Origin of the sequence: Acidihalobacter yilgarnensis, from assembly GCF_001753245.1 — a bacterium.
GTDB classification, from domain to species: Bacteria; Pseudomonadota; Gammaproteobacteria; order DSM-5130; family Acidihalobacteraceae; genus Acidihalobacter; species Acidihalobacter yilgarnensis.
In genome coordinates this window covers 650,822-666,412 of record NZ_CP017415.1, presented here as the reverse complement: position 1 = coordinate 666,412, position 15,591 = coordinate 650,822, and the positions used below count along the sequence as shown (strand labels likewise).

Here is a 15,591-nt window from a genome sequence, read left to right as displayed (position 1 = left end):
GCTTCGCCTGGTTTTCAGCGGCCCTATTGACGGGAACGCTGGCCGCCTTCGTGTTCCTCTTTCCCAAGGCCAGTCTGGACCGCCAGCTCGCCCAGGATGCGCCCGTGACCGCCGCCACGCTGGCCTACCTGACGCTTATGACCCATGCCAGCCCCGGCGATCAAGCACTGCATATATTGCTCGCGCGCAAGGCCTTACAGGCGGGGAACCTGACCTTGGCCGAGCGGGCGCTCGCCCCCTGGCCTGATGGGGCGATCGGTGCCTCCACGGCCATCGTCTCCCTACGCCTGACGATACACAAGGTCGCCTTGCTCGCCACCGCACCCGATTCCGCGGCTCGCCGGGACGCCATCGCGCGCTATCGACGCAGCGTCATGCGCGCCGCACCACTGCTGCCGCTACCAGACCTCCTCGCCCAGGCACGGATCGGCCTTGGGCTAGGGCTGTACGATACCGCCGTCGCGCTCAGCAGCGAGGTGTTGCGCCGCGCCACGACGACGCGCGACAGAACATCCGCCTTTCGGCTCGGTATCGACAGCCTTCTCGCATCGGGCGACCCTGAAGCAGCGCTTCGCTTTGCCATACGCGAAACACAGCGCATGATGCCCCCATCGGCCATGCTATGGCGCACGCTATTCCATCTGAGCATCCAGGCAGGCAAGCCCGGATCGGCCGCGCGCTATGCCCAAAGCTGGTACCAACTTGCCGATTCGCCGGCTCAGCGACGCAAGGCCTTCGATGCCGTTGTCGAGGCATATTTGTCCGCTGGGCGGCCAGATATCGCGTTGCAAACGGCCAGGACCTTGCTACCCGGAATGCACCAAGACCGCTCGTTGTGGCGCCGCATGACCCGACTCGCGCTGTCCGCCAATCAACCTCGGCTCGCCGCGCATTACGCTCGCCTTCTCGTCGGCTTGCCCGAGTCCGGGCCATGAGGCACGCCCGTCTAGGAGCCGGCCTGCTGTTTATCCTGATCCCGGTGCTCGCGCAGTCCCAGATCATGCCTACACGGCCCTATGAATCGAGCGACTGGAATCTCGCGTGGCGGGCATTTCTCGGCGGCGGCGATATTCAAGCCGCCTACGCATTGGCCCGCGCAGCGGTCGCGGCCCAGCCGCGCAGTGTGCAGTGGCGCCATCGGCTCGCGCTGGCCGCTGAGCAGAGTGGGCATCCAGGCACCGCTTTGGGCGCTTATGACTGGCTGATCATGCACGCCGGACAAACCGAATATCTCGACAAGGCACTGAACCTGGCCTCAGGACTCAACGACGCCAGCAGGGCGGTACCGCTGATGTTACTGGCGCTGCGTTTGCGTCCATACAGCGAAGAGCGCTGGATAGCCACGCTTGGCGAACTGCTCAAACTCGGCGAGTACCCACGGGCGTTACGACTACTGCAGGTGGCCGATCGCCAGCACCCCAGACGTTTTTTCCTCTGGGAGCAAGTCGTCCTGTACCAGCAGATGGGCGAACCCGGACACGAACTACAGACACTGGATATCTACCGACGCCGATATGGGCCGGAACCCAAGGTCATGCTCCAAATCGCGACGCTGCAGTACCTGCAGGGCGATTATCAGAAGGCCTACACCAGTCTAAAAGCTGCACGCGTGCAGGCAACGCCACAGGACACGGCCTACTGGAGAACGCTGAGCGGGTTGGCCTGGTTGCTTGAGGATTATCCGGTTGCGAGGCAAGCCAGCGAAGTCCTTTACAAGGCCAACACCGCCGACCCGGACGACTATCGGCGGCTTTATCTGATCCATCTCGCGAGTGAACCGCATCGCGCCTTCGAGATCGCGCTGGCGGGTTGGCGGCACACACATGAATCCTCGCTGTTCTTCGCTGCCCTTTCAGTCGCCAACGCAGCCAATAAACCGGCTTGGCTGCGACAGGCCTTTACTCACCTCAACAAGATCGACACGCAGAACCTCGGCCAGCATCCGCTGTACTGGACCAGTCTCGCGATGCTGCACGCCAGTCAAGGTCGGATGGCGCTCGCGCAACGCGCCTACGCGCAGGCCATGGCCCTACGCCCGGATGACGACCGACTGTGGGCAGACGATTTATGGATGTTGATCGACGCCAGCGATCAGACACGCCTGCGCGCCCTACTCCCCCGCCTGGCGGCGCATGCGATCAGCCGGCCAGCCTTGTGGGCACCACTGGCGGCGGGTTTCGGGCTGATCGGGCAACCCGACGACGCCTTACCCTTTCTGAACCGGATATGGGCCAAACATTCACGCGACCCGGCTTGGTTGAGCGACTACGCCGACACAATCGCGCTGGCCGGTTACCCGCAACTCGCCCAGCGTCTGCGCCGCGCCGCTCTACAAACATTGGCCGTAAACCCCACCGAACCCGCCAACATCGGACATCGACAACGCCTGCTCGCATCACTGGCCACTCACCTGCTGCCTGGCGACCCGGCCTATCGCTGGGTTGCCAGGCTCGCGCGCCACCCGCAGGATGCTCGTGCACGCGAGCAAGTGCTCGGCTGGACGCTACAAAATGACGACATCGGCGCCGCACAGTCCTGGCAGCGACAAGCCTATGCCGACACACCTATACCCGCTTGGGCACGCCTGTCTTTGGCACTCAAAACAGACGATGCATCGACCCAGGCGCAGCTGCTGTCGCGAGACCTGAATGCCTTGCCTCGACAGGATGCCGCCAGCGCGGCCGAAGGCCTCGGCTGGACGCCACTGGCCACTCAGCTTGTCTTCGACGGCATGCGCGGCACCCCGAATACAGACCGCTGGCAGCAAAGCTTCCGCCCACTTGCGCTCGGGGGCAGCGATACGCTCGGCGCGACCGGCTCGCTGATGCGTGCCAGCGGACTGAGCGTGGTCGGCACGCGCCTCAGCGCCCGGCACTGGTTGAGCTCAGGCCTGTCGCTGACTGGAAATATCGACGCGGGCATGCAGTCCATCTATGACCACACGCAGCTCGGTACAATCCCTGGCTGGAGCCGACAAGGCTCGCTGAACCTCACTCGAACGCTGCCACGCGGCAGCGCCTCGCTGAGCCTCGGGGGGGACGCAATCTGGACACTTATCTTCAGGCCGGCGCGCGCTGGGATCATCGCTGGAGCCGCCGCCTGTCCACCTCCGTGCTTGTGGATTACGGCGCCATACCCACGGCCAGCATCCCCCTGCAACTCGGTGGACTAGAAGACCGAATCGGCCTCGACGGCAGCTATGCCCTCACGGCGCGTGACAGCCTTGGGGGAGCCTGCATCTGGGCGAATACCGAGCTCAGGGCGGTGGATATCTGGGTAGTACCGCCGCCTTCAGCCTAGCTTTCGATCACCAATTCTGGCTGTCACCTCCGAACTATCGGATTAGCGCAAGCATCAGCGGCGCCCAATATGGCCACGCAGCGCACCTGCCGGCGCAGTTGACGACGCTCGTGCCGCCAGGACAAACACCCGCCATCGGGTTCTTCGTCCCGCGCAGCTACGTCCAGGCCTGTGCCGGTGGCGGATTCAACGATCGCTATCAGGTCGACTACACGTCGCAACTGCGCCCGTTTCTCAACGCCAGCGTATGCGCCAACACCGATTATGGCCCTGGCTACTCGACAACCGCCGGCATCGCCCTACCGCTGCTCGGCCCAGATCACTTCTCGATCGGCCTGCAGCTGGGCACCAATCTGGGCGCTGCCGGAGGTGTCACCCAAACATTCACCCTGGCCTATCGCTACTATTTCAAACCAGTCAACTGAAAATAAGGACGCCTGCCCATGAAATCACGGATCCTCGGCCTGCTTGCCCTCTGCGGCCTGCTCGTTCTCTCCGGTTGCGCGACGCGCAGCCTGTATACCAGCCCGAGACCCGCCATGAGCGATAGCGCTGGCTGGGCCGTACCCGTCCTGGTCAACAACACCGCGACGCCCTATGCCGGCGCCAGAGCTCAGCAAATGCTCGCCGCACTGCTCATCAGCCATCGCATAGACCGAGTGCAACAACCGCCATCACCCGCCGACAACGCCGCACTGCCGGTCCACAACGGTGAGGCAGATCAAGCAGCGGCACTGGCCTGGGCGCGCGCGCAACACTTGCGCTACGCGCTACTCGGCAGCGTCGATGAGTGGCGGTACAAGATCGGTCTTGACGGCCAGCCGGCGGTTGGCTTCACCCTGCGCCTCGTCGATCTCGACAATGGGCACACGCTCTGGAGTGGCACGGCCGCCGCCACGGGCGGCAGTCGTGAAGGCATCGCCGTACTCGCACAGCAGACGCTCAACCGCCTGCTCGACCGTTTACTACCCTGATGATCGAGCGCCGTCCCATCCGTCTGGGCACACTTGGCCCCGGTCCCATCGCAGAAATCCTGTTGCTACCGCTAGTGACCCTCTGGCTGGGTCATCTGCTCTCGCCGGCCAATCCCTTCACCACCGGCGGATTTCCTTGGCTATGGCTGGTGCCATTGCTGATTGGCCTGCGCTACGGGATAGGCCCGGCATTGGTCTCCAGCGGCATTATGGCCGTCGGCGGCCTGTGGCTACCTGAACTGGGACTCGGCGATGAGGCCATGCCCATGCCTCAGATCGTTGGCGGCATGATCATCAGCCTGATCGGCGGGCAATACGCCAATTTATGGCACGGCCGTCTCGGCCAAGCCGAGGCGCGGCTGATTTACAGCGAGAACCGCCTCGAGTCGTTGACTCGCGCGTTCTACGTCACCCGCATTTCGCACGACCGACTGGAGGAAACGCTGATCACGCGTCCCGTCAGCCTGCGCGGCGCTCTCGAGGCCGTGCGCGCCGAGCTGCAGCTCAATGGCGCACGCCTGAACCAGACGGCAGGTCAGGCGCTGCTCCAATTACTCGCACACTACTGCCGCCTGGAAGCCGCCGCACTCTATGTCTTCGAAGGCGCGCGCCTCGACCCCACGCCGGTCGCCCGCCTGGGCCAGGACATCCGCTTCAACCCGGATGACCCGTTGGTGTCCCTCGCCCTGGAACGCGAGGATGCCGCCTATTTCAGCGTCGACCAAATCATTGATGGCCTCGCGGGAGAATACCGGCTCGCCATTCCGATCATCGCGGCCGACGGCGTGCGTATCGGCCTGCTCGCGGTCAGCGATATGCCCCTGCTCGCGCTGGACGAGGAAAACCTGCTGACCGCCACCGCCATCCTGGAGTATTTCGCCGACGAGGCCGCCGCTCAGCGCGACATCGGTGGCCTGTTGCGTCACCACCCACGTTGTCCCGCCGCCTTCGCGCACGAACTGTACAAAATCTGCCACCTATGGTCTCGGGTTGGCGCACATTCAACGCTGGTACTGTTCCGACCGATCGACCCGCATGCCAATCTCAACGTACTACCGCTGATTCACTCGGTACGTCGGGGCCTCGATCAATACTGGCAGAACCCACTGGACGAGGCTGCACCGGGACTGCTCGCGCTGCTGCCACTGAGCGGCCCAACGGCCGCCAGCGGCTTCGTCACCCGAGTCGACGCTCTATCACGCGAACAGCTAGGCACACCGTTGAACGAGACCGGTTGGACTGCCGAAATACGCGCCATCGACAATGCCGACCCTGACATCACGCTGCAAACGATACTAAGCCAGGAGCGTGTGGCATGAATGCGTCCCTGTTTTCGCTGGGCGCCTGGCTCTCACCGCAAACCACCGCGCCCGAGCAGCTCGTTCTCACCTTGCTACTCATCAACACACTGCTTAGCCTGCTGATCGCCCTGCCGGCCAGACGCCTCATTCCGGCGAAACTCAGAGGGCTGCCGGTCATCGATTACGCCACCCTGACCGCGATGGGGGCATTGATCCCGATCCTAGGCCCCCTGCTTCTGCTCGCGATGCTGCTCGTGCTCCCGCGGCTGGAAAAGGCGCGCGTCCCACAGCTACCCAGACATCTGAGCGCACCGACATTCGCGCCGGAGATCCCGAGCGAGCCAGGTCACTTCGGCGTCGGCGGCGCCATCGCCCGACTGCGCAATCTCGACCCAGGCTCCGCTCAAGGTTCACGCGCATTGATGGCCATCGAAAGCCAACGCAGCGCCAATACCACCGAGCTGCTGCGCGAAACCCTGCGCCACCCCGACGAGCACCTGCGTCTCCTCGCACACGCCCTGATCGACCGGCGCGAGGCCGGCATCACACGCATGATCAAACGCCTCGAAGGCGCGGTACCGCACACGGTGGAGCGTACGCAGGGAACACTGCGCCTCGAACTCGCTGAGCTCCATCAGGAACTGTTGTACATGGGCCTTGTGCGCGAGGGCATGTCGCGGTTGCACCTGCAAGCCAGTCGGCGCCATCTCGATGCCGCACGCGAGGTGATAGGCGAAACACCGCGACTACTACGCATCGAGGCGCGCCTGATGCAACAATCAGGTCATCCAGTCCAGGCCGCAGACACCTATGCTCGTGCACTTGAAGCGGGTGCGCCGCCAGCACGCGTGTTGCCTTATTTGGCCGAAATCGCATGGCGCAGACGCGACTATCCCGCCATACGTGCACTACTCGCGCGCAGCGCATTGTTCACCGAACTGCCGGTCGTCGGACGCGTCGTCAAACGCTGGGCACCGCTCTCATGACCCACACAGACCCGGACATCGATGTAACCCTATTGCTCGAAGGCACCTACCCGTATATCAAGGGCGGCGTGTCGAGCTGGGTGCATGAGCTGATCAGTGGCCTGCCCCATCTGCGTTTCGCCGGCATCTTCCTCGGTTCCCGCCGCGAGGATTACGGCGACATTCTCTATGAGCTGCCGACCAACTTCGTCCATCTGGAAGCCCACTACCTCTTCAATCCCGCCGATCAACCACCGTCGATCAAACCGCCACGCCTGCCTGCGCAGGCAGGCGAACGCATGGCAGAGCTGCACACCAACCTGCGGGCGGGGCACGACGACCCTCTGCCGCTGGAGGCTTATCTGGACGAGACAGGCCCCTTTGGCGAACGCGCATTCCTCTACAGCGAAACCGCCTGGGACTACATCACCGAGCAATACGAAACCGTTGCCGCCGAACCCTCCTTCGTCGACTACTTCTGGAACGTGCGCAACCTGCATACGCCACTGTGGATTCTCGCCAGAACCGCAGCCGCGCTCCCGCGTACACGTCTGTTCTTCAGCCCCTCCACCGGCTATGCAGGCTTCCTCGCCACACTCGCCGCACGAGAGCAATCACGCCCCTTCGTGCTGATGGAGCACGGCATCTACACCAAAGAACGCCGTATCGATCTCATGAAGGCGGATTGGATACGCGATAGCCGCAACATCCTCCAGCGCGATCAGACCGAAGTCAGCTACCTGCGCGAGCTGTGGGTCCGCTTCTTCGAGGTGCTCGGACGGCAAGCCTACCAAGGCGCCGACCCGATCATCAGCCTGTTCGAAGCCGCCCGCCGCCAGCAAATCCAAGATGGTACGGCAGACGAGCGCACGCGTATCATTCCCAACGGGATCGATATCGAACGCTTGGCCCGCCTACGCCGTCCACCCGGGCCACCGCCACCCGTGATCTGCCTCCTGGGGCGCGTCGTGCCGATCAAGGACATCAAGACCTACATTCGCACGGCCCGCATACTCTGCGACCAGCGCCCAGACATCGAAGCCTGGATCGTCGGACCGGAAGACGAAGATCCCGAATACAGCGCCGAATGCCACGAACTGGTGGAAATTCTCGACCTTGGACGACACGTCCGCTTTCTGGGCTTCCGTTACCTTGAAGACATTCTGCCCAAGGTCGGACTCCTAGTACTGAGTTCGATCAGCGAGGGTCTACCACTGGCTGCCATCGAGGGCTTCGCAGCCGGGCTGCCGATGGTGGCAACCGAGGTGGGCGCCTGCCCCGAGCTCATCCACGGACGCCCGGATGAAGTGCCGGCGCTCGGGGCAGCCGGCCGCATCGTGGGATTGGCCGATCCAGAGGCCATGGCCGACGCCTGCCTATCCTTGTTGAACGACCCGGAAGCTTACGCGCAGGCCTCGCGGGCCGCCATTGCCCGCGCGGAACGCTACTACGACAAGGATCGAATGATCGAAACCTTCGACGCCTTGTTCCGCGAGCACATGGAGACCGACTGATGGCGGGTATCGGCTTCGAGCTGCGCCGTCTGGCGGACAGCGAAACCTATCTTGGACTGCTACGCGCCTATACCTATGCCGGCGTAATCGGCTCTGGGCCCTGGGTGTTGTCCATTCTCGCCATCCTGATCCTCGGCTTCATGAGCCTTGGAATCGTCATCCCTCCCGGACTGATTACCCAATTTCAGGTCAGCGTCACCTGGCTGATCGCCTTGAGTCTGATCTATACCGGCGGGCTACAGCTCATTTTCACGCGCTACGTCGCCGATCGCCTGTTCGCGCAGGAGCCCAAGCGCGTAATTCCCAATCTGATCGGCATGTTGTTCATTGCCCTCACCCCTGCGTTTTTGCTCGCGGTGGCCGCCAGCCTGTGGCTACTACCGGGAACCTCCGCCGCCTACCGCCTCCTGATGATCCTCGGTGGACTCCTACTGTGCGTCATCTGGGTACTGACCGTGCTGCTCTCCGGGCTCAAGCAGTACGGCGCGGTACTCACGCTCTACGCACTGGGTTACGGCAGCGCGGTGGCCAGTGGCCTGTGGCTCCGCCCGTGGGGCCTGGAAGGCCTGCTCGCAGGCTTCGTCCTCGGACAGATCGTGCTCGCGGTAGGTATGTTCGCGCTGATCTGGCGCGAATATCCCCCTACACGTTTCGTCGAATTCGATTTCTTCGTGCCCGGGCGCCTGCACGGCTGGCTGTTTTTCGCCGGGCTATTTTTCAATTTAGGCGTGTGGATCGACAAGCTCATGTTCTGGCTGTGGCCGGGCACGGGGAGCACCGTGATCGGCACGCTACATGCCTCCGTGATCTACGACACACCAGTATTCCTCGCCTATTTCACGATTATCCCGGGCATGGCGGTTTTTTTGCTGCGCATGGAAGTCGATTTCGTCTACGCCTACGATCGTTATTACAACGCGGTGCGCGACGGCGGCGCACTTTCCGCCATCCGCGATCATCGTGCGCGCATGGTCATCGCCGCGCGCGAGGGGTTATTCGGCATCCTCAAGGTGCAAGGCATGACCCTGCTGTTCCTGATTGTCTTTGGCGGTCATGCCTTACACCTGCTCGGTATCTCGCCCCTGTTCGAGCCACTGCTGATCCTCGATTCGCTTGGCGTCATGTTGCAGCTACTGGTGATGGCCGGGTTGAATATCCTGTTTTATCTCGATAGAACGCGCGATGCCGCTCTGATCGCACTCCTGATGTTCGCCTCCAATGCCTTGTTTACCCTCATCAGCCTGCTGCTCGGCCCATATTTCTATGGCTACGGCTTCGCGGCCGCCATGCTGCTCACCGCACTGGTCGCACTCACCCTGACCGACCGCACCCTGGAACGCCTAGACTACGAAACCTTCATGCTACGCTGACCCCGCTGTTCAAGGATGCTCTGGACGACCAAGAAAGATCGCGCCGAGGATACGCCCTCCCCGCAGTTGGTGAAGCAAGGCAAAACCAACGTGGCCCCCCCAGTAGATCCAGGCCAAGTACGAGAGATAGCGGTGGATCAGCGACAGCGAGGTGATCGCGCCGCTGTGCGCGCCTGTTGCCATGCCACCAAGACGCACGGGGATGACGAGGAACAACAACACCCCGGTGACCGCCATGCCGGTCATCGCCAATAAACCCAGGCCGTGCACGAAGCTCGACAATCCTACTTGGTGACCTGCTGCCGGGACCTGCCCATGCAGCATCCCCCGCGTTTCCTTGCCGATACGCGCGAAGCCGGCCCCATTCCAGGGAAACAGAATGCCCAGGTCGCGGCAGGTAAAGCTCCACATCCAATGCAACAAAATGACTGCGGCGGCAGCCAACCCGACATATTCGTGCCAATGGAAGTACACCAGCGTCCCCGGCGTCGAAATCCACAGACCGCTGAATAACTGAAAGGTCACGAATAGGGTCAGCCCCCAGTGCAAAACCCGAGTAAAACCATCCCATTCCACGCTCGAACCCATCGCCACCTCCGAACCAAAGCCCTATCCTCGATAGGGATACCATTCAGACGGGTTCGCGACAGTCTCGTTCCCAATGAGGATCAATCACGCTTGATCGAAGTCATGTCGGCGCGTACGCAGCGCAACACGCCGTAGTCATAACGGCCGTCCAGAGCTTCATACACCGGCTTCATCCGATCACTGCCATGCGCCTGGATAGCCTCGCGAATCCGCCCGACGCTCACCGCATCCAGGCCGACGGCCTCGCTCACCTCAATCTCCCCTCGCGCCACCGCCTCGGCCAGATGAGCATAAACCGTGGATAAACTCAGGTTCCGGTGCTCGGCGATGGCGGATGCGGTCATACCCGCACGAAACAGTGCCAGCGACTCGCCGGCACTGGCCGGCGGCCGCTCTTCATCCGCCGCATGAGCACGGATCACATCAAGAAAGTCGTTGCCGTAAGCCTCGAGCTTGCGCGCGCCGACACCGCCCAGCTCGCCTAACCGTACCAGGGTGTCGGGCCGCGCCTCGACCATTTCGCGCAAAGTGGCGTCGTGGAAAATCACATAGGCCGGCACACCCTGGGATTCAGCTAGGCGCTGGCGCAACTGGCGCAGGGCGGCCCACAGGCGCTCGTCACCCACCCCATCGAAACCACCCGCCTCCACGCGCCGGGCACGCGGCTGTCGCTTGACCACCGGCCGTTGTACGCGCAGATAAAGGCGCGACTCGCCACGTAACACCGGCCGGCTAGCCTCGGTCAGTAGCAGACTGCCGTGTCCCTGCAGATCCACCGTCAGCAGGCCGCGCGCGATGAGCTGGCGGAACAGACCTCGCCAGCCTGAGACATCCAGCTCAGTACCGATACCGTAGGTACTCAGCCGGTCGTGCCCCAGCGCCTGCACACGGGAGTCACTTCGCCCGAGCAGCACGTCGACCACATGGGTGACGCCGAAGCGCTGGCCGGTCCGGTGCACACAGGACAGCGCCTTCTGCGCAGCTACCGTGGCATCCCAGGTCTCTGGCGGCGCGAGACAGTTGTCGCAATTGCCGCAAGGTGCCTCGAGGACATCGCCGAAGTAGCGCAACAATGCCTCACGGCGGCAGCCGGTCAGCTCGCACAGACCGAGCATCGCGTCGAGCTTATGCCGTTCCAGCCGCTTGCGCGCCTCGTCAGCCTCGGAACCGGCCTGCATCTGGCGCAGCGTGATGACGTCCTGCAGGCCATAGCTCATCCAGGCATCCGCAGGCTGCCCATCGCGGCCTGCACGACCCGTTTCCTGATAGTAAGCCTCAAGACTGCGCGGCAGGTTGAGGTGTGCGACGAAGCGGACATCTGGCTTGTCGATGCCCATGCCGAAGGCAATGGTCGCGACCATGATCACCCCTTCCTCGCGCAAAAACCGCGACTGATGTACCTGTCGCTGCTCAGTCGGCAGACCCGCGTGATACGGCAGCGCATTCAGTCCCTTCGCACACAGCCACTCAGCCACTGCTTCTACACGCTTGCGCGACAAGCAGTACACAATACCCGCCTCGCCCGCGTGCTCCTCACGGATGAAGTCGAGTAACCGCACGCGCGCATCACCCGTTTCCTCGGAAATGCGATAGCGAATATTCGGGCGATCGAAGCCGCTGACGAACACGCGCGCACGGTCGAGGCCCAGGCGCTCGATGATCTCTCGGCGCGTTTCCTCATCCGCCGTCGCGGTCAGCGCGATCCGCGGAATCTCGGGGAAGCGTTCGTGCAACGTCGACAGACGAATGTATTCCGGGCGGAAATCGTGCCCCCACTGAGAAACGCAGTGGGCCTCATCGATAGCGAACAATGCCAAACGGATACTCGCGAGACGCTCCAGCGTGCGCGGTAGTAGCAGGCGTTCGGGCGCCACGTAGAGCAGATCCAGCTCGCCCGCCATCAACCGAGATTCGACCTCGCGTGCCGCCTCTGCGCTCAGGCTGGAGTTGAGGAAGGCGGCACGCACACCGTTCTGCTTCAACGCCGCTACCTGATCCTGCATCAGCGCGATCAGCGGCGAAACCACCACGCCCACACCCTCGCGAAGCAATGCAGGAATCTGGTAACACAATGACTTGCCGCCACCGGTCGGCATCAACACCAACGCGTCGCCACCTGCCCCCATATGATCAACGATATCCGCCTGCTCGCCGCGGAAGCTTTCATAGCCGAATACCGTGCGCAGAATCTGCTCCGCGCGAGTGCCCTGCGCCTCAATCATCGGATTCGATAACGACCTTGCGACGCGATCGGCGACGCCAGGCCCACCACAGCAATCCACCCAACAGCAGTACGACGATCATCACACCCAGATAGAAGGAAAACCGCTCGATCAATGGCAAATAATCGAAAAAGCGTTTACCCAGCAGGTAAACACCATAACCCCAAGCTCCTACCCACAGGGCAGCACCGATGGCGTTATAGATCAGAAACCTGCGCCAGGGCATGCCTGCACTACCGGCTACGATGCCGTTGAGCTGACGTGCCCCCTGCACGAAGCGCGCGACCAGCACCACTTCGCCGCCATAACGCTCAAAGAATCGATGCACGCGATCAAGCCGCTCGTGCGTCAAGCCCAGCCGCCGACCATAGCGCACGAGCAGTCGCGCCCCTCCGAAGTGTCCGATCGCGAAACCAATATTGTCGCCGATCACAGCACCCAACCAAGCCAGCAGCAGCAGCGGCGTGATATGCAGCCCACCCTGAGAGGCAATCAGCGAAGTGCCGATGAGGACCAATTCGCCCGGCGACGGCATGGCGAAGTCCTCGAGCAAGACCAGAAAGAAGGCGGCGGCATAACCGTAAGTATGAAAAAACGCCTGATGTGTCGCGATGTATTGCTGGATGTACTGGGCTGTCACGGATCGACTCGGCGGGTGGTGGCAGCGCCTCGGCAACAACGTCACACGTGTGACAGAGCATCGCTCAAGGTGTGCCCGGAAAGGCCTGCGGGAGGTGGGCAAACGGGTATCATACATAGGGCTGCAGCCCGCGTCAGCGCTGGCCGCGGCGGGCGTACAAACCCTAAACAAACCATTAGCATTCGCCAGAACCATGGGCTAGACTGTAATCGCTGCAGCTCACGCTAAGGTTGTTTTGGTTGTCCCTTCGGCATCACCCTTAACCCCCTTTGCACGGCTGCAGTCAACAACATCCTTTATTTGGCAACACCAGGTAAATATCAAATGGCTACAGGTACTGTGAAGTGGTTCAACGAGTCCAAGGGCTTTGGTTTCATTGCCCAGGACAACGGTGGTGATGACGTATTCGTGCATTTCAGCGCGATTCAGTCTCAGGGCTTCAAAACCCTGGCGGAAGGTCAGAAGGTTAATTTTGACCTTCAGCAGGGTCCCAAGGGTCCTCAAGCGGCGAACGTCACCGCGCAGTAATTCAGGGTCTTCACCCGGATTATGACGGGACCCTGCGGCTAGCAGGGTTCCGTAGTTTTACATCCCGAGCCGGCAGTCGCCGCGTTCGGCACTCCCTTGTCTATTTACCACGCCGTGCGCCCGATACGGGCTGGACTGCGTTATCCCTCATCCTTCGTCTGCTTCTTCACGCCCAGTTGCGGCCGTGGCGTGGTTCGCGGAGCACCCGAAGCAGTGGCTGTTCGACCCTTGGCGGCGCCGGGCTTACCGCGCTTGGCAGCCGCTCGATCACTGGGTCGGGTAGGGGTCCTCGAAGCAGGCTTAGCACCCGACTTCGCCCCAGCCCCCTTACCTGCCTTCGGCCGCGGCGACGCCGCAGCCGAACGCTTGCGCGCAGGGGCCTCCCCTGTCGTATCGCCGCCGCCAAATTCGCTGATCTGCAGCGGCCGGCCGCATACCCACACCTTCTGCAAGTGCCTGAAGATGTCCTTCGGCATGCCCTCGGGTAATTCCACGGTGCTGTAATCGTCGAACAGTTTGATCTGACCGATATGGCGACTCTCCACGCCGGCCTCATTGGCGATCGCGCCAACGATGTGCTTGGGCTGCACACCATGTTCGCGACCGACATCCAGACGGTAACGCATCATGCTCGGGACGTCGCGCTTGGCGGAACGCTTCTTGGCCGAGGCATCACCTGCCGACGATTCACTTACCCTAGGTTCGGGCCGGGGCGCAGCCGATGGCGAGTTCGCGGGTCTTACCGGCGCGAACAGCGGCCGCTCTCGCTGCAGCAAATAGACCAGCGCCGCGGCAATCTCGGCCGGGCCGACGTCGTGCTCGGCCTGATAGGACTCGACCAACGTCTCGAAAGGCGCTAATTCCTGTGATTCGAGCGCCTCGCTGATTTGCTGCTTGAACTGCGCCACGCGACGGTCGGCAATAGCCTCCTGACTCGGCAGCTGCATTTGCGAAATCGGCTGACTTGTGGCGATTTCGATCGAGCGCAACATACGCCTTTCCCTTGGCGCCACGAACAAGATCGCCTCACCCTTGCGCCCCGCCCGGCCGGTCCGGCCGATACGATGCACATAAGCCTCGGTATCGTTTGGAATGTCGTAATTGATCACATGACTAATACGTGGCACATCCAGACCGCGTGCGGCGACGTCGGTTGCCACCACGATGTCCAAGCCACCCGACTTAAGACGCTCAACGGTCTTCTCGCGCTGCTGCTGGTTCATGTCACCGTTGAGTGCCGAACAAGCATAACCGCGTGCTTCAAGCTTCTCTGCCAGCTCTGCCGTAGCGGTCTTGGTGCGCACGAAAATGATTAGCGCGTCGGTATCCTCGACCTCAAGCATGCGCGTCAACGCGTCGAGTTTATGCGCACCACTGACCAGCCAATAACGCTGATTGATGGTCGCCACTGTGGTCGTTTTCGACTGGATACGAATTTCTACCGGGTCGCGCAGATGGGTGCGTGCCACCCGTCGGATGGCATCGGGCATCGTAGCCGAGAACAATGCCACCTGACGTTTGGCCGGCGTATGCGTCAGGATCGCCTCGACGTCGTCGATGAAACCCATGCGCAACATCTCGTCGGCCTCATCCAATACCAACGCCGATAGACCTGCGAGCGAAAGCGTGCGCCGACGTAGATGATCCTGGACTCGCCCCGGCGTACCGACGATGACATGTGCGCCGCGACGCAGCTGTCGCAACTGCGTATCCATACCCTGGCCACCGTACACGGGCAGGATGTGGAATCCCTTGAGATGGCGTGCATAGGTCTGCATCGCCTCAGCGACCTGAATCGCCAGCTCGCGGGTGGGTGTCAGCACCAGAATCTGTGGCTCTGCTCGGGAGAGGTCAAGTCGGCTGAGCAGCGGCAGCGCGAAGGCCGCGGTCTTGCCTGTGCCGGTCTGCGCCATACCGATCAAATCGCGGCCTTCCAGCAACGGCGGTATGCTCTGCGCCTGAATTGGCGAAGGCGCCTCGTAGCCGATTTCTTCAACGGCCTTAAGGATGGCGGGCGCGAGCGCCAGATCGGCAAAGCGCTGGGGGGAACTGCGGACATCGGCGGGCCTACTGGCGAGGGCCCGGGTCATAAAAAACGCGGGCCAATAAGAACAAGGGCGCGCATTGTATCCGAACAGGCCGGTCAATTCGCGGTTTATTTCAAATCGATTGCACCCCGGAAGACCGGG

13 protein-coding genes and 1 pseudogene are annotated in these 15,591 nt (G+C 62.3%); 10 read left to right on the top strand and 4 right to left on the bottom strand.

All coding sequences use genetic code 11. The features are described 5' to 3' along the window. Nucleotides 1–26: 26 nt before the first annotated feature. The 9 genes and pseudogenes from BI364_RS18200 (at nucleotide 27) to pelG (ending at nucleotide 9,424) form a co-directional block, all read left to right on the top strand. A complete protein-coding gene (locus BI364_RS18200) occupies nucleotides 27–935 on the top strand; it encodes a hypothetical protein (protein ID WP_070077531.1) in 909 nt (302 codons plus the stop codon). Continuing rightward, nucleotides 932–2,332, top strand: a pseudogene (locus BI364_RS19290) (tetratricopeptide repeat protein); the annotation flags it as partial. The gene BI364_RS18200 and the pseudogene BI364_RS19290, both read left to right, overlap by 4 nt. 632 nt (nucleotides 2,333–2,964) lie before the next feature. Next, the gene (locus BI364_RS19285; protein WP_456049115.1) at nucleotides 2,965–3,300 is read left to right on the top strand and encodes a hypothetical protein; all 336 of its coding nucleotides are present in this window, start codon (nucleotides 2,965–2,967) and stop codon (nucleotides 3,298–3,300) included. Continuing rightward, nucleotides 3,234–3,725, top strand: a complete 492-nt coding sequence (locus BI364_RS03205; RefSeq protein WP_456049114.1) for a hypothetical protein — start codon at nucleotides 3,234–3,236, stop codon at nucleotides 3,723–3,725. The genes BI364_RS19285 and BI364_RS03205 overlap by 67 nt, the downstream gene beginning before the upstream one ends. A gap of 18 nt (nucleotides 3,726–3,743) precedes the next feature. Beyond that, a complete protein-coding gene (locus BI364_RS03200) occupies nucleotides 3,744–4,274 on the top strand; it encodes a hypothetical protein (protein ID WP_070077528.1) in 531 nt (176 codons plus the stop codon). Continuing rightward, nucleotides 4,274–5,593: a PelD GGDEF domain-containing protein gene (locus BI364_RS03195; RefSeq protein ID WP_070077527.1), complete on the top strand. Its 1,320-nt coding sequence runs from the start codon at nucleotides 4,274–4,276 to the stop codon at nucleotides 5,591–5,593. Before BI364_RS03200 ends, BI364_RS03195 begins: the two co-directional genes overlap by 1 nt. Continuing rightward, complete coding sequence (locus BI364_RS03190) at nucleotides 5,590–6,561, top strand: tetratricopeptide repeat protein (protein ID WP_070077526.1); 972 nt, start codon at nucleotides 5,590–5,592, stop codon at nucleotides 6,559–6,561. The genes BI364_RS03195 and BI364_RS03190 overlap by 4 nt, the downstream gene beginning before the upstream one ends. Next, on the top strand, nucleotides 6,558–8,054 hold the full coding sequence (gene pelF, locus BI364_RS03185) for a GT4 family glycosyltransferase PelF (protein WP_070077525.1): 1,497 nt from the start codon (nucleotides 6,558–6,560) through the stop codon (nucleotides 8,052–8,054). Before BI364_RS03190 ends, pelF begins: the two co-directional genes overlap by 4 nt. Next, nucleotides 8,054–9,424 (top strand): exopolysaccharide Pel transporter PelG, encoded by a 1,371-nt coding sequence (gene pelG / locus BI364_RS03180; RefSeq protein ID WP_070077524.1) that lies wholly within the window; start codon nucleotides 8,054–8,056, stop codon nucleotides 9,422–9,424. Before pelF ends, pelG begins: the two co-directional genes overlap by 1 nt. A 9-nt stretch (nucleotides 9,425–9,433) precedes the next feature. On the opposite strand, the gene BI364_RS03175 is transcribed toward pelG, so the two are convergent. The 3 genes from BI364_RS03175 to BI364_RS03165 form a co-directional block, all read right to left on the bottom strand. Next, nucleotides 9,434–10,012 carry a cytochrome b/b6 domain-containing protein gene (locus BI364_RS03175; protein WP_070077523.1) on the bottom strand — a complete coding sequence of 193 codons (579 nt, stop codon included), beginning with the start codon at nucleotides 10,010–10,012 and terminating at the stop codon, nucleotides 9,434–9,436. Between the two features lie 80 nt (nucleotides 10,013–10,092). Further along, nucleotides 10,093–12,234, bottom strand: a complete 2,142-nt coding sequence (gene recQ, locus BI364_RS03170; RefSeq protein WP_070077522.1) for a DNA helicase RecQ — start codon at nucleotides 12,232–12,234, stop codon at nucleotides 10,093–10,095. Further along, on the bottom strand, nucleotides 12,227–12,874 hold the full coding sequence (locus tag BI364_RS03165) for a DedA family protein (RefSeq protein ID WP_197495831.1): 648 nt from the start codon (nucleotides 12,872–12,874) through the stop codon (nucleotides 12,227–12,229). The genes recQ and BI364_RS03165 overlap by 8 nt, the downstream gene beginning before the upstream one ends. A 324-nt stretch (nucleotides 12,875–13,198) precedes the next feature. Between BI364_RS03165 and cspE the strand changes: the two genes are divergently transcribed. Beyond that, a complete protein-coding gene (cspE, locus tag BI364_RS03160; protein ID WP_070077521.1) occupies nucleotides 13,199–13,402 on the top strand; it encodes a transcription antiterminator/RNA stability regulator CspE in 204 nt (67 codons plus the stop codon). A 140-nt stretch (nucleotides 13,403–13,542) separates the two neighbouring features. Here the strand turns inward: cspE and BI364_RS03155 are convergent, their stop codons facing one another. Then, entirely contained in the window at nucleotides 13,543–15,492 is a 1,950-nt protein-coding gene (locus tag BI364_RS03155) for a DEAD/DEAH box helicase (protein ID WP_070077520.1), read from the bottom strand. Nucleotides 15,493–15,591: the final 99 nt, after the last annotated feature.